Source organism: Escherichia sp. E2748 (assembly GCF_005781125.1).
In the GTDB taxonomy this organism is placed as follows: domain Bacteria; phylum Pseudomonadota; class Gammaproteobacteria; order Enterobacterales; family Enterobacteriaceae; genus Escherichia.
In genome coordinates this window covers 559868-580910 of the sequence record NZ_VATP01000001.1, presented here as the reverse complement: position 1 = coordinate 580910, position 21043 = coordinate 559868, and the positions used below count along the sequence as shown (strand labels likewise).

Genomic DNA, 21043 nt, shown 5'->3' with positions numbered 1-21043 from the left:
CTCTGGCTTGATTTACTCTTCCCTGACGCCACTCCCGGTCCATGAGCCTCCTGCGGGAGGCTCATGGAAAATGCCTGCCAAAAATTGTTATATTATATCAACGAACAGTTTTACCATGGCTGAGGAAAACACACATGAAAATCAATTGGATAGGTCAAGCCATTTTTCTTTTTGCACTGCTAACCTCAATGGCATCTGCTGCTGGCAAGGAGGTTAATGTTGAGTTCAGGAAGGATCATAATAGTGCACAGTTCTCAGGAGAGATAAAGGGATACGATTACGACACATATAATTTCTATGCCAAAAAAGACCAGAAAGTACACGTCAGCATCTCCAATGAGGGTGCTGATATTGTCCTCTTCGGGCCAGGAATCAGCAATTCGGTTGATCTCTCCAGATACTCTCCCGAACTTGATGACAATGGTCAGTACATCCTTCCCGCTTCCGGTAAATATGAGCTAAGAGTACTTCAAACCCGTAATGACGCTCGTAAAAACAAGGCTAAAAAATATAGCGTCAACATACAGATTAAGTAAACAGAGAGCGACGGGGCTATCCCCGTCATTACTTTCCAGTATCTGAGGATGATTGTCAGTGCTACTTTAATCGTCTGAATGCCGTGAGGATATGTCGGTAATAACTACCTAAAAATACGATTAGTTTTATAGTTTCAACCTTTTTTAGTTGTTAGTAAAATACATCTGCTTCCAAAAAACTTGGAAATTCAACAAATCATGGAAATATTTGACCTTGTCCCGCGGCTCCAATCCGACAGCCGCGTTTCTTTTTACTATCTAGCCCATCGCTAACTTACGAACTTTGCCTTCACGCTTTCAAACGCTGTTTTGCCGCATGATTGGCGAGTTTAGTCAGCGTCCTGGTTTGTGCAATGCCGACGCCAACCGTGAGATGTTAATGCTCCGGTGATATGATGGCTGGTTGATTATGGATAATTAATTTAAGATGAAATTCAATAATACCTCATAGTGTCTAATTAATTATATAACTGCAGAGAAAACAGATAATCCAGTGATGATTTTTATTAGATCAAAGCAGAAAAGTCTGACAATGGGGATAATGAACAGCACCGCTTGACATAAGCAATTCTCAAAAACGAATCATACAAGCCTGGTTCCAGTACTCAGAGATATCACATAATCATTTTTATACCACTATATAACACCCAAATAATAACAACCATTCATTCATTGCATTAACATCCACATATTCCGTTGCACAGGAATAAAACCATTTATTTAATTAACAACAAGGATTTAATGATGAGCAAAATTACAGGTGTTTTAGTTGATGACCATATCTACGATATTAAAAATGACATGGAGAGTGGTTACTGCTTTCCTAACAGCTTGTTCCCTGGCGCTACCTTCAAGATGGTCATTGATAATGACCCTGCAAATAATGACAAGGTAAAATGGAGCTGTAGCACTAATGCAGATGATGATATCCTGGCTATTAGTCAAGATGGCACAGTGACCTTTCCTGACGTAGATGAAACGTGCATTGGGAAAATTTTTGTTATTTTCGCCACTGATAAAATAACGAATAAATCTGCTGGCATTTATATTTTTATCGTGAAACGTTTTTTTAAATACAGCGATGAAATTTATAATTCAGTTAAAGACATTTCACCGTGGATTGAAAGCATGGGCGGAGAATTTCCGGCACCGCTTGATGTCGATAGTGGCGCTTATTGTATTGATGAAACCCATATTATCAATCGAGAAGTTAACGCAGGGCTTTACCAGGAATGGGGCAACGTGGGTCATGGTGGATGGAAAGTAAATACAACGACCCACGATGATTGTTGTATTTACACTTTTGATAAAGAAAATAACCTTTATTATTGGCTGGAGAATTTTGGATTCGGACAGATTATAACTCACTTACTTAACGCTCAGGCGGTTGCATTCTACGGTGAATCCCTCGGTCGTTAGAGCTTTTTTGCCCACTGTCATTTGCATTATTGCAGAGTAAACATTCACTGAAATTGTCAAATTTCACGTAAGCAAAACCACCCGTTTAGCGGGTGGTTTTCATTTTTATTCGCTATTTGTATGAAGTTTAAAAATAAATGGTTGTTGGCTGTTTATACGGGAGTTCGTCACGGAATGAGCATAGTCAACAGGTTACAAAACCTACACCTGCATGCTCATCATATGACCATGTATTTTTCATAAATCACAAATATCGCCCAAGAGCACACCAGATAACAGGCAGTTAGAGTTGACTGAAACATCAAGCATCGTAGTTCGCCGTAGATATAACGATGTGATTTGCCCCATATATGCCCCACCACTCAGCATCGAAGAGCACAAAGCCTTGCAATCCAGTGCAAAGCTTTGTGTGCCCCCCACTACGACCTGCATAACCAGTTAGAAGATAGCAGTGATGTCAAACGACGCAGCTGTCTTCTTTTCTTTCACGACTTCCCCTTCCCCAGCATGCATACCTTTCTGCCACAACTGAAGTGAATGTCTGTTATGAGCGAGAAGCAGACAAAGGAGTGCTTTTAAAAGTTTAATACTTGTCTCAGTCCGAGATTTTGGTGAGTATTGATTCACTATAGTTTTCCACCAGCATAAAGGGAGGCCCATATAGCAGCCCCTGCCAAGATAAGAACTAAAAATCTCTCAACCGTTTTGATAATTTTATATCTATATGTTGACTTGAATCTAAAGTCATTAAAAATAAGGTATTGCCTATAAATATAATTGCTCATATTGGAAGCAGAATGCTGTGCAGTGGATGTACAATACCTACAATATATGGAAAAATGTTTTTTTATGTGTTTGGGTGTTATTTGGGATGGGTTTTGATACTTACCTATTATTATTTCAGTTTCATTGATTTTCCCAGCATTAGATTGATAAGGCGCAACAAACACAAGAACATCACCGGATGGTCCCTGCGAATACCATAATTGAGCATTCCTTTCGAATGCAACTTCTAATCTTTTGTTGTCAGATGATGATATGTTAAAACCCAAGAATCTGACCCCAGTAAAAATATGAGTCGAATTAATATATTGTGAACTAATAAGATTAGATGATTTGATTGGTTCATCATCTTTTGATCTGCTAATGTAAAGGTTTCCAAAGATATCGGCACTATGAGTGTCAGCATTTAAAATTTCAAACTCCCTTTGAACTCGATCGTCCATAAACCTCCAATTTATGCGTTTAAAATATGCATTTAAACTATCTCTTCTTATTCTCTCTGCAGCAGACTTTAATTTCAAAGTAAATCCTTAAATATAAAAATAGTTCATCATATATTCCTAGGTAAACTAGGAAGCTATTATGCTGAAAAGCATCACAGGAAATAAAATCAAACAAGTTCCAAGCATACTACATCGACAAACATCGATGCGCTCACATTCAGTATGAGAAACTTCGTTACGCGTGCCGACCTACTCCCCTTAAACTAATGCAGCATGATGTTAGGAACTTCCGCCTCTGGCACAAAGCAGTCCCCATGTGATAGTGCCGCGCTGCCATGGGGGTCTTGTAGATTCAAATCCTCTCGTAAAAAACTACATTTCTCAGTCAAACAGTAGATATCTGCAGATACATGAAATTAGCATATTGCATTATAAGTGAACAAATATCGACCATGTAAATTACAGAAATGCATATGCTATATTTCAACTAATTGCAAACTTACATTAAATAGCAAACAAATCCCTGCAGTAAATTATAACAAATGTTACAAACATCTTTTCTACCTTAATAGATAACTATTTTTCCTGCCTTAACACAAATTAACCACTTATTATCTGTTACTACTCAGGTTATTAATATGATGACTTGACATATATAATTATTCATTTTTTACATCAGAAAAATGTGAGCCATATCGAATTAGGCAACATTTTATTTGTTTTTATTATCCGAATATAATTTATTTCTTTACTTTTTTGAGATTAATCCTAAAAATACGCGCTTTAACAATTTTACCTAAAAAGGAGAAACGTAATGTTTACACACAAAAAATCAATAACTATCATCATGTTATGCCTATCTGCCGGCATCTCTGGATGTCAATCAAATGCTGATGAGTATGCTGCTGACGTTTACGAAGCCAATCAATTAAATTCAAAGCAAGAAACTAAAACAGTTAATATCATTTCTGTTCTTCCCGCTAAAGTTGCTGTTGACAACACTGCAAATAAACAAGCAGCTCAAACTTTCGGAGCTATTTTAGGCGCCGTTGCTGGGGGGGTGGCTGGACATAACGTTGGAACCGGAAGTAATCTGGGAACCGCAGCAGGAGCTGTGGGTGGGGGAGCAGTTGGAGCAGCTGCGGGTACACTTGTAAAAGATAAATCTATTGTAGAGGGTGTTTCTTTAACCTACAAAGATGGAACAAAAATGTTTACATCAACCCAAGTGGGCAAATCTTGTCAATTTACCCCAGGTTTAGCTGTAGTCATTTCGACAAAAAATAATGAAACTAGAATTCAGCCTAATGCCTCTTGCCCTGAAAAAGCATAACACACAGTATCCATCATGAAAAAAATACTCATAGCTCTTGTTGCTATACCTTTCTCTCTCAGTTTTGCCAGTTCCTTACAAAGTCAACTTGCGGCAGTAGCTGAAGCAGAACAACAAGGAATCGCTGAAGAAAAAAGAGCAAATGACGCACATAAGGAAAATCTAGAGCGAGAAGCCCGTCTGGAGCAGCAACGACGTGCTAGTGCAATTGAAGCACAAAATAGAAAAGCTGCAGCTATTGCTGCAGACAGAAAAGCCGCACGCGAAAAGTTAGAATCTGAAATTAAGGAAGATAAGAAACGAGACATCGCATATGAAAATGAATTACGAAGCTTAGAGATTCAAAAACTAAAATTGGCTTTAGCTCGAGAAGAAGCTCGAGTCAAAAGAGAGAATGACTTTATAGATCAAGAACTGAAGAACAAAGCTGCACAGACAGACATCCTTCAATCCAACGCAGATGCAAATAGAAATATTTCTGAAGGTGGAAAGGAGTTAATGAAAAGTACTGGAAAAGCCAAAGAAAAAGAAGCTAGCGGATTCTTTAACTAATTTCATTCATGGTTATAATCAGTGCACATAAAATATATTCTTCTGTTAATGGAATATATAAAAGGCTGTCAAACCATTGGCAGCCTTACAGCAATCATAAAATTGCGTGAACTTCCGGTATCATAGTTGCATGTTGGTCTTTGACCGCTGGAGCTAACCCAAACTTCATCGCGAAGCAAATGGGACACTCTGATGCTCAGATGGTTTATCGCGTTTACGGATCGTGGATGGCAGAAAACAATCAGGATCAGGTATCCATTTTAAACCAGAAATTGAGTGAGTTTGCCCCATCCATGCCCCACGCTGTGGGATCGGATGTAATTAAACAAGTATAGTCAACAGGTTACAAAACCTACACCTGCATGGACATCATTTCCTGGTACGCCGCCACCAGCTTATTACGCACCTGAATCCCCATTTGCATTGAAACTGAGGCTTTTTGCATATCGGCCATCACATCGTTTAGCGCTACGCCGGGTTCGCCGAGAGTGAATTTTTCTGCCTGGGTGCGGGCGGCGGTTTGCGTATCACTTATACGATCGAGCGCGGCATGAAACTGTCCGGCAAAACTAATGCCAGGTTGTGGTAGTGATTCCTGCGCACGGGCACTCATCGCCGTAGCCTGTAACTGGCTGATAACCCCTTCAATCCCCTGTATGGCTGACATATTCATCTCCTGGACCATTTCTGGTAGCAGAGATTAACAGCAAGTCAATAAGATAAAGGCGTTAAATAACGATAAAAAACCGGGTTAATTGGCGCATAGAAAAAAATAAAACCACAAATAATGAGGCCGTCAATTTTTCGAGTTTGCTGACCCGGGAGTGCGTCTTGTTCCACTTTGCCAATAACGCCGTCTTTCATCTGCCGCGAGGTGCGCGATGAATACGACTGCAGCCCAGACAAAATCTCTTGAGTGGCTTAATCGCCTACGCGCGAATCCGAGAATCCCTTTGATTGTTGCTGGTTCCGCTGCAGTGGCAGTGATAGTCGCGTTAGTTCTATGGGCAAAAGCCCCTGATTACCGCACGTTATTCAGCAACCTTTCCGATCAGGATGGTGGTGCGATCGTCAGCCAACTGACGCAGATGAACATCCCTTACCGCTTTAGTGAAGCCAGTGGTGCAATTGAAGTTCCGGCGGATAAGGTTCACGAATTGCGTCTGCGTCTGGCGCAGCAAGGCTTACCTAAAGGCGGGGCGGTCGGCTTTGAGCTGCTCGATCAGGAAAAGTTTGGTATCAGCCAGTTCAGCGAACAGGTGAATTATCAGCGAGCGCTGGAAGGCGAACTTTCTCGTACCATCGAAACCATCGGCCCGGTAAAAGGGGCGCGCGTGCATCTGGCGATGCCGAAACCGTCTTTATTTGTCCGTGAGCAAAAATCCCCTTCCGCATCGGTAACGGTGAATTTATTGCCAGGACGAGCGCTGGATGAAGGGCAAATTAGCGCCGTTGTGCATCTGGTTTCCAGTGCAGTAGCTGGGCTGCCACCGGGTAACGTTACACTGGTGGATCAAGGTGGGCATCTGTTAACCCAGTCCAACACCAGCGGGCGCGATCTCAATGATGTTCAGTTGAAATATACCAGCGATGTCGAAGGCCGCATTCAGCGTCGTATTGAAGCAATTCTGTCGCCTATTGTCGGCAACGGCAATATTCATGCGCAAGTCACAGCGCAGCTGGATTTCGCCAGTAAAGAGCAAACAGAAGAGCAGTATCGCCCTAATGGCAATGAGTCACAGGCAGCACTTCGTTCCCGTCAACTGAATGAAAGCGAGCAGAGCGGTTCCGGTTATCCGGGCGGCGTGCCGGGTGCATTGTCTAATCAGCCCGCACCTGCAAATAACGCGCCGATTAGTACGCCTCCGGCAAATCAAAACAATCGCCAGCAACAGACGAGCACCACCAGCAATAGTGGGCCGCGCAGCACACAGCGTAATGAAACCAGCAACTACGAAGTCGATCGCACCATTCGTCATACCAAAATGAACGTCGGCGACGTGCAACGTCTGTCTGTCGCGGTAGTGGTGAATTACAAAACGCTGCCGGATGGCAAACCGTTGCCACTGAGCGCCGAACAGATGAAACAAATTGATGATCTGACCCGCGAGGCAATGGGCTTTTCGGAAAAACGCGGTGATTCGCTCAATGTCGTCAACTCGCTGTTTACCAGTAGTGATGAAAGTGGTGGTGAGTTGCCGTTCTGGCAACAACAAGCGTTTATCGATCAGTTACTGGCTGCCGGACGCTGGTTGCTGGTGATACTGGTGGCGTGGCTGCTGTGGCGTAAAGCGGTACGTCCGCAATTAATCCGCCGCGCTGAGGTGGTGAAAGCCGTTCAGCAACAGACACAAACTCGCCAGGAGACGGAAGATGCAGTGGAAGTACGCCTGAGCAAAGACGAACAACTGCAACAACGCCGCGCTAACCAACGTCTGGGGGCTGAGGTAATGAGCCAGCGCATCCGCGACATGTCTGATAACGATCCGCGCGTAGTGGCGCTGGTCATTCGCCAGTGGATAAATAACGATCATGAGTAACCTGACAGGCACCGATAAAAGCGTCATTCTGCTGATGACCATTGGCGAAGACCGGGCGGCAGAGGTATTCAAGCACCTGTCCCAACGAGAAGTGCAAACCCTGAGCGCGGCAATGGCGAACGTCTCGCAGATCTCCAACAAACAATTAACTGAAGTACTGGCAGAGTTTGAACAAGAAGCCGAACAGTTTGCCGCACTGAATATTAACGCCAATGATTATCTGCGTTCAGTGCTGGTCAAAGCGCTGGGCGAAGAGCGTGCCGCCAGCCTGCTGGAAGATATTCTCGAAACCCGCGACACTGCCAGCGGTATTGAAACGCTCAACTTTATGGAGCCACAGAGCGCCGCCGATCTGATTCGCGATGAACATCCGCAGATTATCGCCACCATTCTGGTGCATCTGAAACGCGCTCAAGCCGCCGATATTCTGGCGTTGTTCGATGAACGTCTGCGCCACGACGTGATGCTACGTATCGCCACATTTGGCGGCGTACAACCTGCCGCGCTGGCTGAACTGACAGAAGTGCTGAATGGCCTGCTCGATGGCCAGAATCTCAAACGCAGCAAAATGGGCGGCGTGAGAACAGCAGCGGAAATTATCAACCTGATGAAAACTCAGCAGGAAGAAGCGGTTATTACCGCCGTGCGTGAATTTGACGGCGAGCTGGCGCAGAAAATTATCGACGAGATGTTCCTGTTCGAAAATCTGGTGGATGTCGACGATCGCAGCATCCAGCGTCTGTTGCAGGAAGTGGATTCCGAATCGTTACTGATCGCGCTGAAAGGTGCAGAACAGCCACTGCGCGAGAAATTCCTGCGCAATATGTCGCAGCGTGCCGCCGATATACTGCGCGACGATCTCGCCAACCGTGGTCCGGTGCGTCTGTCGCAGGTGGAAAACGAACAGAAAGCGATTCTGCTGATTGTGCGCCGCCTTGCCGAAACCGGCGAGATGGTGATTGGCAGCGGCGAGGATACCTATGTCTGATAATCTGCCGTGGAAAACCTGGACACCGGACGATCTCGCGCCACCACAGGCGGAGTTTGTGCCACTGATGGAGCCAGAAGAAACCGTCACTGAAGAGGCCGAACCCAGCCTTGAGCAGCAACTGGCACAACTGCAAATGCAGGCCCACGAGCAAGGTTATCAGGCGGGGATTGCCGAAGGTCGCCAGCAAGGCCATGAACAAGGCTATCAGGAAGGTCTGGCTCAGGGGCTGGAACAAGGACTGGCACAAGCAAAATCCCAGCAAGCGCCGATTCATGCCCGGATGCAGCAACTGGTCAGCGAGTTTCAGACCACCCTTGACGCGCTGGATAGCGTGATTGCTTCACGCCTGATGCAGATGGCGCTGGAGGCAGCGCGTCAGGTGATCGGCCAGACGCCAACGGTGGACAACTCGGCACTGATCAAACAGATTCAACAGTTGTTGCAGCAAGAACCGTTATTCAGCGGCAAACCGCAGCTACGCGTGCACCCGGATGATCTGCAACGTGTTGATGAGATGCTCGGCGCAACCTTAAGTTTGCATGGCTGGCGCTTGCGCGGCGACCCGACCCTGCATCCTGGCGGTTGTAAAGTCTCCGCTGATGAAGGCGATCTCGACGCCAGTGTCGCCACCCGCTGGCAAGAACTCTGCCGTCTGGCAGCGCCAGGAGTGGTGTAATGACCACGCGGCTGACTCGCTGGCTAACCTCGCTGGATAACTTCGAAGCCAAAATGGCGCAGTTGCCTGCGGTGCGTCGCTACGGGCGATTAACCCGCGCCACCGGGCTGGTGCTGGAAGCCACCGGATTGCAACTGCCGCTCGGCGCAACCTGTGTCATTGAACGTCAGAACGGCACTGAAACGCACGAAGTAGAAAGCGAAGTGGTTGGCTTTAACGGTCAACGGCTGTTTTTAATGCCGCTGGAGGAAGTGGAAGGCGTGCTGCCCGGCGCACGCGTTTACGCCAGAAACATCTCCGGCGATGGGCTGCAAAGCGGCAAGCAGCTACCGCTCGGTCCGGCGTTATTAGGTCGCGTTCTGGACGGCGGTGGTAAACCGCTCGATGGTCTGCCCTCCCCAGACACGACTGAAACTGGCGCCCTGATTACCCCGCCGTTTAACCCGTTGCAACGTACACCGATTGAGCATGTGCTGGATACGGGCGTGCGCCCAATTAATGCCCTGCTTACCGTTGGGCGCGGGCAGCGTATGGGGCTGTTTGCCGGATCTGGCGTTGGTAAAAGTGTGCTGCTGGGAATGATGGCACGCTACACCCGTGCCGATGTGATCGTCGTTGGTTTGATTGGTGAACGTGGGCGAGAAGTAAAAGATTTTATTGAGAATATTCTCGGTGCCGAAGGGCGTGCGCGCTCCGTGGTGATTGCCGCTCCGGCGGATGTTTCTCCGCTCCTGCGAATGCAGGGTGCCGCCTATGCCACGCGCATTGCCGAAGATTTTCGCGATCGTGGTCAGCATGTATTGCTGATTATGGACTCCCTCACCCGCTACGCGATGGCCCAGCGTGAGATTGCGCTGGCGATAGGCGAACCACCCGCCACCAAAGGTTATCCGCCGTCGGTATTCGCCAAATTACCGGCGCTGGTCGAACGTGCCGGAAACGGAATCAGCGGCGGCGGCTCGATTACCGCGTTTTATACCGTGCTCACCGAAGGCGATGACCAGCAGGATCCGATTGCCGACTCCGCGCGGGCGATCCTCGACGGTCACATCGTGCTGTCTCGCCGTCTGGCAGAAGCCGGGCACTATCCGGCGATTGATATTGAAGCCTCAATCAGCCGTGCAATGACGGCGTTGATCAGCGAGCAACATTACGCGCGGGTACGCACATTCAAGCAGCTGTTGTCGAGTTTTCAGCGTAACCGCGATCTGGTCAGCGTCGGCGCGTATGCCAAAGGCAGCGATCCAATGCTCGATAAAGCTATCGCCTTGTGGCCGCAGCTGGAGGGCTATTTGCAACAAGGCATTTTTGAACGCGCGGACTGGGAAGACTCTCTCCAGGGGCTGGAACGTATTTTTCCGACGGTGTGATTACGCAGGAGATAACAGCAGATGGCAGAACATGGCGCCCTGGCGACCCTGAAAGATCTGGCAGAAAAAGAGGTGGATAATGCGGCCCGCCTGCTGGGTGAAATGCGTCGCGGATGTCAGCAGGCGGAAGAACAACTCAAAATGCTGATCGATTATCAAAACGAATATCGCAGTAACCTGAACAACGACATGAGTGCAGGAATGACCAGTAATCGCTGGATCAACTACCAGCAGTTCATTCAGACGCTGGAAAAGGCCATTACCCAGCACCGCCAGCAGCTTAATCAGTGGACGCAGAAAGTTGACATTGCTCTGAACAGCTGGCGAGAAAAGAAACAACGTTTGCAGGCCTGGCAGACCCTCCAAGAACGGCAATCCACGGCGGCCCTGTTAGCAGAAAACCGCCTCGATCAGAAAAAGATGGACGAGTTCGCCCAGCGCGCCGCCATGAGGAAAACTGAATGATTCGTTTAGCGCCCTTGATTACCGCTGACGTTGACACATCCACATTGCCCGGTGCTAGCGCCACTGACACGGCACAGGATTTTCTTGCGTTGTTGAGCGGGGCATTAGCAGGAGATGCAGCACCAGGCAAAGCTTCGCCATTGCTTCAGGTTGCAGTGGATACCCCACACGCGCAAGGTAAAGAACGCGCCAGCGAAATTCTGGCCGGGGTATTGCCGTCTGATTTACACATCGCTACTGACGAAACGCTGGCTGAAATAACCGCAGCACGACCCGATACAACGCCGCTGACGACGGCTCTGGTTAATACGCTGGCAGCCATGCCAGAAAAGGAGACGGTCGCCGACGATAAAACGGATGACCTTAATGAAGATTCTGTCGCCAGCCTGAGCGCCCTTTTTGCTATGCTGCCCGGTTTTGACAATACCCCCAAAGTGACTGATGCGCCTGTCACAGCGTTACCGACGCAGAAGCAAGCACTCTCAACAAAACTGACTACCGCGCAACTCGCAACAGCACAACCTGACGACGCCCCTGGTGCGCCAGATCAGCCATTAACACCGCTGGTCGCTGAAGCCCAGAGTAAAGCGGAGATCATCAGCACGCCTTCACCTGTTACTACTGTCACCAGTCCGCTAATTACTCCGCACCAGACGCAGCCACTGCCCACCGTCGCAGCGCCTGTTTTGAGCGCACCGCTGGGTTCCCACGAATGGCAACAATCCTTAAGCCAGCATATTTCGCTGTTTACCCGCCAGGGGCAACAAAGTGCCGAACTGCGTTTGCATCCGCAAGATTTAGGCGAAGTGCAAATCTCCCTTAAGGTGGATGACAACCAGGCGCAAATTCAGATGGTTTCACCGCATCAGCACGTGCGCGCCGCTCTGGAAGCGGCTTTGCCGGTACTGCGCACACAACTGGCAGAAAGCGGAATTCAGTTGGGGCAGAGCAATATCAGCGGTGAGAGTTTTAGCGGTCAGCAGCAGGCAGCTTCCGAGCAACAACAAAGTCCACGCACAGCAGGCCATGAACGCCTGACAACCGAGGATGACGATGCATTGCCAGTTCCAACAACTCTTCAGAGAGTTTCATCGGGCAATAGTGGCGTCGATATTTTCGCCTAACGCCAGAGGTAGCACCTTAATCCGCGTCTTTTCCCCGCTTTGCCACACTTAAGACGCAGGATAATTAGCCGATAAGCAGTAGCGACACAGGAAGACCGCAACACATGACTGATTACGCGATAAGCAAGAAAAGCAGGCGATCGCTTTGGCTCCCGATCCTGGTATTCATCACTCTCGCGGCTTGTGCCAGCGCGGGTTACAGCTACTGGCATTCGCAACAAGTGACCGCTGGCGACAAAGCACAGCAACGCGTCGTGCTCTCACCTGTCTTCTATGCGCTAGACACTTTTACGGTCAATCTTGGCGATGCAGATCGCGTACTTTATATCGGCATAACGCTGCGACTGAAAGATGAAGCCACCCGTTCGCGGTTGAGCGAGTATTTGCCGGAAGTCCGCAGTCGTTTGCTGTTACTGTTTTCGCGCCAGGATGCCGCCGTGCTGGCAACGGAAGAAGGCAAGCAACAACTGATTGCCGCAATTAAAGCCACACTTTCCCCCCCGCTTGTTGCCGGGCAACCGAAACAGGATGTCACCGACGTGCTGTATACCGCTTTTATTCTGCGATAACGACATGGGCGATAGTATTCTTTCTCAAGCTGAAATTGATGCGCTGTTGAATGGTGACAGCGAAGTCAAAGACGAACCGACAACCAGTGTTAGCGGCGAAAGTGACATTCGTCCGTACGATCCTAATACCCAACGACGGGTTGTGCGCGAACGGTTACAGGCGCTGGAAATCATCAATGAACGTTTTGCCCGCCATTTTCGTATGGGGCTGTTCAACCTGCTGCGCCGTAGCCCAGACATTACCGTCGGGGCCATTCGCATTCAGCCGTACCATGAATTTGCCCGCAACCTGCCGGTGCCAACCAACCTGAACCTTATCCATCTGAAACCGCTGCGCGGCACAGGGCTGGTGGTGTTTTCGCCGAGTCTGGTGTTTATCGCCGTGGATAACCTGTTTGGCGGCGATGGTCGCTTCCCTACCAAAGTAGAAGGTCGTGAGTTTACTCATACCGAACAGCGCGTCATCAATCGCATGTTGAAGCTGGCACTTGAAGGCTATAGCGACGCGTGGAAGGCGATTAATCCGCTGGAAGTCGAGTACGTGCGTTCCGAAATGCAGGTGAAATTTACCAATATCACCACCTCACCGAACGACATTGTGGTTAACACGCCGTTCCATGTGGAGATTGGCAACCTGACCGGCGAATTTAATATCTGCCTGCCATTCAGCATGATCGAGCCACTGAGGGAATTGTTGGTTAACCCGCCGCTGGAAAACTCGCGTAATGAAGATCAGAACTGGCGCGATAACCTGGTGCGCCAGGTGCAGCATTCACAGCTGGAGCTGGTTGCCAACTTTGCCGATATTTCGCTGCGCCTGTCGCAGATTTTAAAGCTGAAGCCCGGCGATGTCCTGCCGATAGAAAAACCCGATCGCATTATCGCCCATGTTGACGGCGTTCCGGTACTGACCAGCCAGTACGGCACCATCAACGGTCAGTATGCGTTACGGATAGAACATTTGATTAACCCGATTTTGAATTCTCTGAACGAGGAACAGCCCAAATGAGTGACTTGAATAATCCGGCCGATGACAACAACGGCGCAATGGACGATCTGTGGGCTGAAGCGTTAGGCGAACAAAAATCAACAAGCGGCAAAAGCGCGGCTGAAGCCGTGTTCCAGCAGCTTGGCGGCGGCGACGTCAGTGGAACATTGCAGGATATCGACCTGATTATGGATATTCCGGTTAAGCTGACCGTCGAACTGGGCCGCACACGAATGACTATCAAAGAGTTGTTGCGTCTGACGCAAGGGTCAGTCGTGGCGTTGGACGGTCTGGCGGGCGAACCACTGGATATTCTGATCAACGGTTATTTAATTGCTCAGGGCGAAGTTGTCGTAGTCGCTGATAAATATGGCGTGCGGATCACCGATATCATTACCCCGTCCGAGCGGATGCGCCGCCTGAGCCGTTAGTGATGAATAACCACGCTACTGTACAACCTTCCGCGCCGGTTTCTGCTGCTCCGCTCCTTCAGGTGAGCGGCGCGCTAATTGCCATTATTGTCCTGATCCTCGCTGCGGCCTGGCTGGTAAAAAGGCTGGGATTTGCTCCCAAACGTAATGGCACGAACGGGCTGAAAGTCAGCGCTAGTGCCTCGTTGGGGGCGCGTGAACGGGTTGTGGTGGTCGATGTGGAAGATGCGCGACTGGTGCTCGGTGTTACTACCGGGCAAATCAATCTGCTGCATAAACTTCCCCCTTCTGCGCCAACGGAAGAGTTACCTCAAGCCGATTTTCAGTCGGTCATGAAAAATTTGCTTAAGCGTGGCGGGAGAGCCTGATGCGTCGTCTCTTGTCTGCCGCACCGGCCCTTCTCTGGCTGCTTACCCCCCTCGCCTTTGCGCAACTGCCTGGCATCACCAGCCAGCCGCTGCCTGGCGGTGGACAAAGCTGGTCACTCCCGGTGCAGACGCTGGTGTTCATCACCTCGCTGACTTTTATTCCGGCAATTTTACTGATGATGACCAGCTTCACCCGCATCATCATTGTTTTTGGTTTATTGCGTAACGCACTGGGAACGCCCTCCGCGCCGCCCAACCAGGTTTTGCTGGGGCTGGCGCTGTTTTTGACCTTTTTTATTATGTCTCCGGTAATCGACAAAATTTATGTCGATGCGTACCAGCCATTCAGCGAAGAGAAAATTTCAATGCAGGAGGCACTGGAAAAAGGGGCGCAGCCGCTGCGTGAGTTTATGCTGCGCCAGACCCGCGAGGCGGATTTAGGGTTGTTTGCCAGGCTGGCGAATACCGGCCCGTTGCAGGGACCTGAAGCAGTACCGATGCGCATTTTGCTCCCGGCCTACGTGACCAGCGAGTTGAAAACCGCCTTCCAGATAGGCTTCACGATTTTCATTCCGTTTTTGATTATCGACCTGGTTATTGCAAGTGTGTTGATGGCATTGGGGATGATGATGGTTCCCCCCGCGACCATTGCCCTGCCGTTTAAACTGATGTTGTTTGTACTGGTGGATGGCTGGCAATTGCTGGTCGGCTCGCTGGCACAAAGCTTTTACAGCTAGAGAGGCCAAATGACACCCGAATCGGTCATGATGATGGGGACAGAAGCGATGAAAGTCGCGCTGGCACTGGCTGCCCCGCTGTTGCTGGTGGCGCTGGTCACCGGTCTTATCATCAGCATTTTGCAGGCCGCCACGCAGATTAACGAAATGACGCTGTCGTTCATTCCGAAAATCATCGCCGTATTTATCGCCATTATTATTGCCGGACCGTGGATGCTCAACTTGTTGCTGGATTACGTTCGTACCTTATTCACTAACCTACCGTATATCATCGGGTAATCGATGTAATGTTGCAGGTAACAAGCGATCAATGGCTTTCCTGGTTAAGCCTGTATTTCTGGCCATTACTGCGCGTGCTGGCGCTGATCTCCACCGCGCCCATTTTGAGCGAACGCAGCGTGCCAAAACGGGTAAAACTGGGCCTCGCAATGATGATCACGTTCGCCATTGCTCCGGCAATACCCGCCAACGATGTGGCTATTTTTTCGTTCTATGCCCTATGGCTGGCGGTGCAGCAAATCCTGATTGGCATTGCTCTCGGCTTTACCATGCAATTTGCCTTTGCCGCTGTGCGCACCGCTGGCGAAATTATCGGTCTGCAAATGGGGCTGTCATTTGCGACGTTTGTCGATCCTGGCAGTCATCTCAATATGCCCGTCTTAGCGCGCATTATGGATATGCTGGCGCTACTGTTGTTCCTGACATTTAACGGTCATTTATGGCTGATTTCGTTGCTGGTCGATACATTTCACACTCTACCCATTGGTGGCGAACCGCTGAACAGCAATGCATTCCTGGCACTCACCAGGGCAGGGAGTTTGATTTTTCTTAACGGGTTGATGCTGGCGTTACCGCTCATTACCCTGTTGCTGACCCTGAATCTCGCATTAGGTTTACTGAATCGTATGGCCCCGCAATTATCAATCTTTGTTATTGGTTTTCCATTAACGTTGACTGTCGGCATCTCATTAATGGCGGCATTAATGCCGTTAATTGCTCCTTTTTGCGAACATTTATTTAGTGAAATTTTTAATTTGCTGGCAGATATTATCAGCGAATTACCTGTAATATGATTCCCTAATGTTTATCTTGTTATCCTAAGGATTATCCGAAAAATAATACCAGCGAACATCTTCCAGGATACTCCTGTGGCGAAATATTTGTTTTAACCTCACTCACATATCGCAACATTTACTTTACTTTAAGACAATTCCAGGCAAATTATACAACGCTTTACGGGATAGTAAGTCCGCCTGAAAATTCGCGAGAGTGGCGCATTAGGTGACCCATGTCGTTCCGTTTAGTCATGATGAAATATTCAGGTAAGGGGAATTATCGTTACGCATTGAGTGAGGGTATGCCATGTCAACGATTATTATGGATTTATGTAGTTACACCCGGCTGGGTTTGACCGGGTATCTGTTGAGTAGAGGGGTGAAAAAAAGAGAAATCAACGACATTGAAACCGTTGATGACCTTGCCATCGCTTGTGATTCACAGCACCCTTCAGTGGTGTTTATTAATGAGGACTGTTTTATCCACGATGCTTCTAACAGTCAACGTATCAAGTACATCATTAATCAACATCCCAATACGTTATTTATCGTTTTTATGGCAATTGCCAATGTTCATTTTGATAAATATCTATTGGTCAGAAAAAACTTATTGATCAGTTCCAAATCGATTAAGCCAGAATCTCTTGATGATATCCTTGGCGATATTCTGAAAAAAGAGACAACGATGGCCAGCATTTTAAATATGCCAACGTTATCATTAAGCCGGACCGAATCAAGTATGTTGCGAATGTGGATGGCTGGCCAGGGAACGATTCAAATATCCGACCAAATGAATATTAAAGCCAAGACCGTTTCATCGCATAAAGGCAATATTAAACGTAAGATCAAAACGCATAATAAACAGGTTATCTACCATGTCGTCCGACTGACGGATAATGTGACAAATGGTATTTTTGTTAACATGCGCTAAGGCATACTGACTGGTGGGATACCACCAGTCAGGCTGGCAGAAATTACTCGGCTTTCTCCACAAAGATACCATCCTGATGCCCTGCTTCATTAAAGAACCAGATGCCGAGCGGGTAGTCTTCCAGCGAAACCAGGTACATTGTGCCTTCACTAAACTCCTCAACTGCCAGTACCACGCCAGGACGACGCGGACCGCCATCCGTTTTGACTGTTACCCGATCATTCACCTTCATCGTTTTCCTCCTGTGGCTTTGTGCCAGTTTAGAACAATTTCGTTTTTCTGACAGCGCCGGGCGCGTGCGAGTGCTGATTTTCTCAACGGTCTATACTTAAGAAATGCCTGGCTGACATGAGGTGTCGGCAGCAACATATAAGCAACGGTTGCGAGGAAAGATGATGAAAACCGCAAAAGAGTACAGCGATACCGCAAAACGTGAGGTCAGCGTCGATGTCGATGCCCTGCTGGCGGCGATCAATGAAATTAGCGAAAGCGAAGTTCATCGCAGCCAGAACGATTCGGAACACGTTAGCGTCGATGGCCGTGAATATCATACATGGCGTGAATTAGCCGATGCCTTTGAACTTGATATTCATGACTTTAGCGTCTCTGAAGTGAATCGCTAAATGCGTGATAAAAAAATCCCGACCCTTGTTGGGGTCGGGATCAAACTTGCTTAAGCAAGAAGCACTTAAAAAATTCGTTACACCAGGAAATCTGATGCGTTCATCACCTTATCCGCAATTTTTTAGGCTGACAAGAAAATATTCTTGATATGAATGATTAACGTCACTAATGAATGGAAGTGTGATCCGCGTCACCCCTTGGAGGCTATGGCGTTCACGTGATCGCTCCCAAAAAACGATTTTTTATTATTCGTGCTGTTTTAAGAAATATCCGGCAAAGGGAGTACTGCGCGATCATGCTTTCAATTCATCAACCGCTGCTGATTTTCACCGATCTTGATGGCACCCTGTTGGACAGTCATAGCTATGACTGGCAACCTGCCGCCTCCTGGTTAATCCGCCTGCGGGAAGCGGAGATCCCCGTGATCCTGTGTAGTAGTAAAACCTCGGCTGAAATGCTGTACCTGCAAAAGATGTTAGGTCTGCAAGGGTTGTCACTCATTGCGGAGAACGGCGCGGTGATCCAACTGGATCAACAATGGCAGGATTTGGCCGGCTTTCCGCGCATCATCTCGGGGATTGCTCATAGTGAAATCAGCCTGGTATTAAATACGCTGCGTGAGAAAGAACACTTCAAATTCACCACCTTTAATGACGTCGATGATACAACCATCGCTGAATGGACTGGCTTAAGCCGCAGCCAGGCCGCACTGACGCAGTTGCATGAGGCTTCGGTCACGCTTATCTGGCGCGACAGTGACGAGCGGATGGCACAATTTACCGCTCGCCTGAATGAACTGGGCTTGCAGTTTGTGCAAGGTGCGCGTTTCTGGCATGTGCTGGATGTCTCAGCCGGGAAAGATCAGGCAGCCAACTGGATCATTGCGGCATATCAGCAATCGCGTGGAAAACGTCCGACCACGCTTGGCTTAGGCGACGGCCCAAATGACGCACCATTACTGGAAGTGATGGATTATGCGGTGATCGTAAAAGGGCTAAACCGGGAAGGCGTGCATTTGCAAAATGAGGATCCGGCCCGTGTCTGGCGGACACAGCGAGAAGGACCGGAAGGCTGGCGCGAAGGGCTGGATCACTTTTTCACGGCCAGTTAAGGGCTATCGCTCGCGCAGACCTGATTGCGCCCCGCTTGTTTTGCGAGATACAACCGCCGGTCGGCCAGAGACTGTAATTGCTCAAAATCATAATCGCCGGTTTCCTCGCTGCTACTCACCCCCAGCGAAGCACTGATGCGTAGGGTCGTGCTCTTGGCGATCAACATCTCTTTTTCATTCAGCTTCAGGCGAATACGTTCGGCCACTTCCGTTGCCTGCGCCAGGTTAGCGCCAGGCAGAATCACACAAAACTCCTCGCCGCCCACGCGGCCTGCAACGTCCTGTGAACGCAATGAACGACTGATTAATCCGGCAGCATGCGACAGCACACGATCGCCTGCCTGGTGACCAAAGCGGTCATTAATCGCTTTAAAATGGTCAAGGTCGACCTGGATGACAGAAAACGGATGTTTGTGTATCTGACACAATTCGGCAAGCGGACGCGCTTTTTCGAACAATGCGCCACGGTTATACAAGCGCGTTAAGGTGTCATGCCACGCCTGCCACTGCAACGAGCTTTGCAGGACATACATATTGCTGACCATCTGGCGAATCACATACCATGAGATAAGTAACATCGTCGTAAAGAGCGCCCACAGAAGGGTTAACGCAATGCTGATGCTGCCGAAATCACCACGCACACCTTCACTAAGCGTATGAATGCGCACTAATGCGCCGTCAAAATGGTCCAGTCGCTCCCAGCTAACATAGCGACTGTTCATCCTAATACCACCGCGCGTATCGTGTTCCATAGCCTGCGCCAGAGATGCCAGCTCTCGAGGATCAAAAAGGTCCTCCGCCGAGTGTTCCGGGTTAGATGAAGTCAATAATTTTAGTTTGCTGTCGTAGAGCTGGTATTCACCATCCAGTTTTTTATCAATAGCGTTTTTTAGAAATTGCTGCATCGAGCGCACAGGGATACTCATTCCCAACACGCCATACCAGTAATTATTACTGTCGACCGGTACGCTTACGGTGACCTGCGGTTCAGTAACATTGTTATGGTCATGCTGAGAGGTAAACCATCGTACGCCACGTTGACGATTTTCTCGTTCTGATTGGCCGATAAACCAGGGTTGCGTGACAAATTCGTAGTAACGCGTAGGGATATTTCGGGTAAACAACGTCGGCTGCGTCGAAACGTAGAATCCGGCGCGTGAGACATACATTGCCTGTTCAACCATCGAAGTAGAGTTGTGCGCCAGTCGTAGTAAGTAGCCGACTTCCAGTGCGGCAGTAATTTCATTGTCGAGTAATTCATTTTCGCGAGAAAGCTGATTTCCCTCGCTCACTAACGCATCCGAGACACCGTTTACTGACAGAGTGCGTCGTCTGTTGAGTTCGATTTGCCAGGCGTGCTCGTCGCGATGTTGTTCAAACTCGACAACAGCGTTACGCATAGAGGTGAAATCCAGCGGCGCAACAAGGGCTTCACGCATTCCATTACGCAAAAAAATCAGTTTATCGACGTTATATTGCAATTGCTTATCGAGCGCGTTGGCAACGTTTTCCAGATGATTACGCTGACTGGAGATATAGGCGTCTTCCAGCACCACGACTTCACGCCAGGTGAGCAAAGTGGAGAAGATCAACACCACGATAAAACACAGATTAACGACATGACCTGGCCCCAGGCGGCGCGCGAGTTTTTTTAGCCAGCTCTGGTTTTCCATTTTTGTCTCGTGCTGCACCCTGACGACTCCCAACCTGCTTTTTAATGATTCTGGCATAACCTGGCGATAGCGTACCGCCAAACAACGATAATTTTATAATGTTGGCATGATACGAGGCATCAGGCCTTCGATATTGACGCTGGCAGGACTGCCGGATGCGGCGTGAACGCCTTATCCGGCCTACTTTTGATTCTATCGCCAGATATCGATTATTTGTATAACCCAGGCATGATAAGACGCGACAGCGTCGCATCAGGCATTCCATGCAGACGCTGGCACAACTGCCGGATGCGGCATGAACGCCACATCCGGCCTGGTGTTAAT

The 21043-nt window shown here is 48.7% G+C and carries 24 protein-coding genes and 2 pseudogenes; 21 read left to right on the top strand and 5 right to left on the bottom strand.

Features of this window, described 5'->3' with window-relative positions; genetic code table 11:
- The first annotated feature begins 134 nt into the window (after nt 1-134).
- A complete protein-coding gene (pliG, locus tag FEK42_RS02715) occupies nt 135-536 on the top strand; it encodes a g-type lysoyme inhibitor PliG (protein WP_135492733.1) in 402 nt (133 codons plus the stop codon).
- Between the two features lie 292 nt (nt 537-828).
- On the opposite strand, the pseudogene FEK42_RS22935 reads toward pliG, so the two are convergent.
- Nucleotides 829-912, bottom strand: a pseudogene (locus FEK42_RS22935) (hypothetical protein); the annotation flags it as partial.
- Nucleotides 913-1277: 365 nt separating this feature from the next.
- Between FEK42_RS22935 and FEK42_RS02705 the strand changes: the two are divergent.
- Complete coding sequence (locus tag FEK42_RS02705; protein ID WP_138211731.1) at nt 1278-1955, top strand: hypothetical protein; 678 nt, start codon at nt 1278-1280, stop codon at nt 1953-1955.
- 626 nt (nt 1956-2581) lie between these two features.
- On the opposite strand, the gene FEK42_RS02700 is transcribed toward FEK42_RS02705, so the two are convergent.
- The gene (locus tag FEK42_RS02700) at nt 2582-3259 is read right to left on the bottom strand and encodes a hypothetical protein (RefSeq protein ID WP_138211730.1); all 678 of its coding nucleotides are present in this window, start codon (nt 3257-3259) and stop codon (nt 2582-2584) included.
- 736 nt (nt 3260-3995) lie between these two features.
- Between FEK42_RS02700 and FEK42_RS02695 the strand changes: the two genes are divergently transcribed.
- The 3 genes and pseudogenes from FEK42_RS02695 to FEK42_RS22930 form a co-directional block, all read left to right on the top strand.
- Nucleotides 3996-4514 carry a glycine zipper 2TM domain-containing protein gene (locus FEK42_RS02695; protein ID WP_138158557.1) on the top strand — a complete coding sequence of 173 codons (519 nt, stop codon included), beginning with the start codon at nt 3996-3998 and terminating at the stop codon, nt 4512-4514.
- A 15-nt stretch (nt 4515-4529) separates the two neighbouring features.
- Nucleotides 4530-5066 (top strand): DUF5384 family protein, encoded by a 537-nt coding sequence (locus tag FEK42_RS02690; protein WP_097482087.1) that lies wholly within the window; start codon nt 4530-4532, stop codon nt 5064-5066.
- Between the two features lie 128 nt (nt 5067-5194).
- Nucleotides 5195-5401 (top strand): annotated as a pseudogene (locus tag FEK42_RS22930) (integrase); the annotation flags it as partial.
- 17 nt (nt 5402-5418) lie between these two features.
- Here FEK42_RS22930 and fliE read toward each other — a convergent pair.
- A complete protein-coding gene (fliE, locus tag FEK42_RS02680; RefSeq protein WP_135407098.1) occupies nt 5419-5733 on the bottom strand; it encodes a flagellar hook-basal body complex protein FliE in 315 nt (104 codons plus the stop codon).
- A 214-nt stretch (nt 5734-5947) separates the two neighbouring features.
- On the opposite strand from fliE, the gene fliF reads away from it, so the two are divergent.
- The 14 genes from fliF (at nt 5948) to rcsA (ending at nt 17311) form a co-directional block, all read left to right on the top strand.
- Nucleotides 5948-7606: a flagellar basal-body MS-ring/collar protein FliF gene (gene fliF / locus FEK42_RS02675; RefSeq protein ID WP_130223611.1), complete on the top strand. Its 1659-nt coding sequence runs from the start codon at nt 5948-5950 to the stop codon at nt 7604-7606.
- Nucleotides 7599-8594, top strand: a complete 996-nt coding sequence (fliG, locus tag FEK42_RS02670; protein ID WP_032184453.1) for a flagellar motor switch protein FliG — start codon at nt 7599-7601, stop codon at nt 8592-8594. The genes fliF and fliG overlap by 8 nt, the downstream gene beginning before the upstream one ends.
- Nucleotides 8587-9273 (top strand): flagellar assembly protein FliH, encoded by a 687-nt coding sequence (gene fliH, locus FEK42_RS02665; protein WP_130216477.1) that lies wholly within the window; start codon nt 8587-8589, stop codon nt 9271-9273. Before fliG ends, fliH begins: the two co-directional genes overlap by 8 nt.
- A complete protein-coding gene (fliI, locus tag FEK42_RS02660) occupies nt 9273-10643 on the top strand; it encodes a flagellar protein export ATPase FliI (RefSeq protein WP_130208589.1) in 1371 nt (456 codons plus the stop codon). The genes fliH and fliI overlap by 1 nt, the downstream gene beginning before the upstream one ends.
- A 21-nt stretch (nt 10644-10664) precedes the next feature.
- The gene (gene fliJ, locus FEK42_RS02655) at nt 10665-11108 is read left to right on the top strand and encodes a flagellar export protein FliJ (RefSeq protein ID WP_130208591.1); all 444 of its coding nucleotides are present in this window, start codon (nt 10665-10667) and stop codon (nt 11106-11108) included.
- Nucleotides 11105-12232 carry a flagellar hook-length control protein FliK gene (locus FEK42_RS02650; protein ID WP_135492735.1) on the top strand — a complete coding sequence of 376 codons (1128 nt, stop codon included), beginning with the start codon at nt 11105-11107 and terminating at the stop codon, nt 12230-12232. The genes fliJ and FEK42_RS02650 overlap by 4 nt, the downstream gene beginning before the upstream one ends.
- Before the next feature lie 104 nt (nt 12233-12336).
- The gene (gene fliL / locus FEK42_RS02645) at nt 12337-12801 is read left to right on the top strand and encodes a flagellar basal body-associated protein FliL (protein ID WP_135492736.1); all 465 of its coding nucleotides are present in this window, start codon (nt 12337-12339) and stop codon (nt 12799-12801) included.
- A 4-nt stretch (nt 12802-12805) separates the two neighbouring features.
- On the top strand, nt 12806-13810 hold the full coding sequence (gene fliM, locus FEK42_RS02640) for a flagellar motor switch protein FliM (RefSeq protein WP_130216469.1): 1005 nt from the start codon (nt 12806-12808) through the stop codon (nt 13808-13810).
- Nucleotides 13807-14220, top strand: a complete 414-nt coding sequence (fliN, locus tag FEK42_RS02635; protein WP_130208597.1) for a flagellar motor switch protein FliN — start codon at nt 13807-13809, stop codon at nt 14218-14220. The genes fliM and fliN overlap by 4 nt, the downstream gene beginning before the upstream one ends.
- Nucleotides 14221-14222: 2 nt before the next feature.
- Nucleotides 14223-14588 (top strand): flagellar biosynthetic protein FliO, encoded by a 366-nt coding sequence (fliO, locus tag FEK42_RS02630; protein WP_135407268.1) that lies wholly within the window; start codon nt 14223-14225, stop codon nt 14586-14588.
- Nucleotides 14588-15325 (top strand): flagellar type III secretion system pore protein FliP, encoded by a 738-nt coding sequence (fliP, locus tag FEK42_RS02625; protein WP_135491545.1) that lies wholly within the window; start codon nt 14588-14590, stop codon nt 15323-15325. Before fliO ends, fliP begins: the two co-directional genes overlap by 1 nt.
- A 9-nt stretch (nt 15326-15334) precedes the next feature.
- On the top strand, nt 15335-15604 hold the full coding sequence (gene fliQ / locus FEK42_RS02620) for a flagellar biosynthesis protein FliQ (RefSeq protein WP_000187358.1): 270 nt from the start codon (nt 15335-15337) through the stop codon (nt 15602-15604).
- An 8-nt stretch (nt 15605-15612) separates the two neighbouring features.
- Nucleotides 15613-16398 carry a flagellar biosynthetic protein FliR gene (fliR, locus tag FEK42_RS02615; protein WP_130259943.1) on the top strand — a complete coding sequence of 262 codons (786 nt, stop codon included), beginning with the start codon at nt 15613-15615 and terminating at the stop codon, nt 16396-16398.
- Nucleotides 16399-16687: 289 nt separating this feature from the next.
- Nucleotides 16688-17311: a transcriptional regulator RcsA gene (gene rcsA, locus FEK42_RS02610; RefSeq protein ID WP_138211729.1), complete on the top strand. Its 624-nt coding sequence runs from the start codon at nt 16688-16690 to the stop codon at nt 17309-17311.
- Between the two features lie 43 nt (nt 17312-17354).
- Here rcsA and dsrB read toward each other — a convergent pair whose 3' ends face one another.
- The gene (gene dsrB, locus FEK42_RS02605) at nt 17355-17543 is read right to left on the bottom strand and encodes a protein DsrB (RefSeq protein WP_000867217.1); all 189 of its coding nucleotides are present in this window, start codon (nt 17541-17543) and stop codon (nt 17355-17357) included.
- Between the two features lie 163 nt (nt 17544-17706).
- On the opposite strand from dsrB, the gene yodD reads away from it, so the two are divergent.
- Both yodD and FEK42_RS02595 read left to right on the top strand, forming a co-directional pair.
- On the top strand, nt 17707-17934 hold the full coding sequence (yodD, locus tag FEK42_RS02600; protein ID WP_000844800.1) for a peroxide/acid resistance protein YodD: 228 nt from the start codon (nt 17707-17709) through the stop codon (nt 17932-17934).
- Between the two features lie 296 nt (nt 17935-18230).
- Nucleotides 18231-19046: a mannosyl-3-phosphoglycerate phosphatase-related protein gene (locus tag FEK42_RS02595; protein WP_135492737.1), complete on the top strand. Its 816-nt coding sequence runs from the start codon at nt 18231-18233 to the stop codon at nt 19044-19046.
- On the opposite strand, the gene dgcQ is transcribed toward FEK42_RS02595, so the two are convergent.
- A complete protein-coding gene (dgcQ, locus tag FEK42_RS02590) occupies nt 19043-20737 on the bottom strand; it encodes a cellulose biosynthesis regulator diguanylate cyclase DgcQ (protein WP_130259945.1) in 1695 nt (564 codons plus the stop codon). The genes FEK42_RS02595 and dgcQ overlap by 4 nt on opposite strands.
- Nucleotides 20738-21043 lie beyond the last annotated feature (306 nt).